The 1466-nt window shown below is 46.2% G+C and carries 2 pseudogenes; both read left to right on the top strand.

Features of this window, described 5'->3' with window-relative positions:
* Positions 1-274, top strand: a pseudogene (locus DP116_RS28210) (hypothetical protein); the annotation flags it as partial.
* A 79-nt stretch (positions 275-353) separates the two neighbouring features.
* A pseudogene (locus DP116_RS28205) lies at positions 354-1298 on the top strand (orange carotenoid protein N-terminal domain-containing protein).
* Positions 1299-1466 lie beyond the last annotated feature (168 nt).

The raw sequence follows: 1466 nt of genomic DNA, 5'->3' as shown, positions 1-1466 counted from the left end.
TCCTTCTGCCTTCTGCCCTCTGCCCTCTGCCTTCCCCCAAGCGAGATCACCAAAAGTTGCCAAGAACCAAAAGATGCTTCAACGTGCTTTGTGTGCTGGGTTTGACCTGTGGTTCACCAAACCCCTGAATTTTGATGAGTTCCTTGCTGTGCTTGCCTGTTTAGTGGTTTGCCAAGAGTCCTCATACCTGATCGCTCAACGCATTTTGGGTAATGTCCCGAAACATGGTGAGCTAAGTCTCGAAAAGCAGTTATATCCAACATTGGCAAGTTAGCATCACTATTTTTGAAACACTACCAACAAATCAATGTCCTAAACGTTCTGGAGATTTTGAAAAATGTCATTTACTACCCTTGTCTGCACGCTCCATTTTTCCTGACACTCAAGTTGCTGATGCGGTTCCAGCGACCGTTGAATCATTTAATCAACTCAGTGCTGAGGATCAGTTGGCTTTACTTTGGTTTGCCTATACCGAGATGGGAGTTACAATCACTTCCGCTGCTATGCAGGTAGTCAACATGGTCTTTGCAGAAAAAACCCTGACTCAAATCAAGCAGATGCCTGATTTGGAGCAAACGCAAGTTATGTGCGATCTCGTTAACCATACTGACACGGACATCTGCCGTACCTATTCGTCTTTCGGCACGAATGTCAAGTTGGGCTTCTGGTATCAGTTAAGCGAGTGGATGAAAGAGGGAATCGTTGCTCCGATTCCAGAAGGCTATAAACTGTCTGCGAAAGCATCAAGTGTGCTCCAAGCTATCCGTCAACTTGAAGGGGGTCAGCAACTCGCCGTATTACAGGATATTGTGATCAACATGGGGTATGCCCCAACTGTTGGCACTCAAAAAGTCAAAGAACCTGTGGTTCCACCTAAAGATATCGCACCACGAGCTAAGGTCAGCATTCAGGGCATCGACAACTTGACAGTCCTGAGCTACATGGAGAATATGAACGCTTTTGACTTCCAAGCGGCTGTGGCTTTATTTGCTGAAGATGGTGCCCTGCAATCACCTTTCCAAGAACCAATTGTCGGTCATGAATCCATCCTCGCGTATATGCGTGAAGAATGCTACGGGCTCAAGCTGATACCTGAGCAGGGGGTTTCTGAGCCTGCGGAAGGAGGGTTTACCCAGATTAAAGTGACGGGTAAAGTGCAAACTCCCTGGTTTAGTGACAGTGTTGGCATAAACCTAGCATAGCGGTTCTTGCTCGATTCTCAAGGCAAGATTTTCTTTGTGGCAATTGACTTGCTGGCGTCTCCCCAGGAACTGCTGAACTTGGGCTTCATAAGGTAGAAGAGCTTGAGAGTGATGAGTGATGAGCTTTCTGTTTTAAGCCGCTCGCGATCGCGAGCGGCTTAAAATAATGTATGTTGAGTTTTGTAAAAACTTTGAAATGACCTATTTCTAAACTGTTTGTCGATTTTACATTTCGTTACAGCAAACAGGGTGTGGGGTGTGGGG

The sequence above is a fragment of the Brasilonema bromeliae SPC951 genome (assembly GCF_012912135.1).
Lineage (GTDB): Bacteria > Cyanobacteriota > Cyanobacteriia > Cyanobacteriales > Nostocaceae > Brasilonema > Brasilonema bromeliae.
This window is presented reverse-complemented; position numbering and strand designations above follow the sequence as displayed.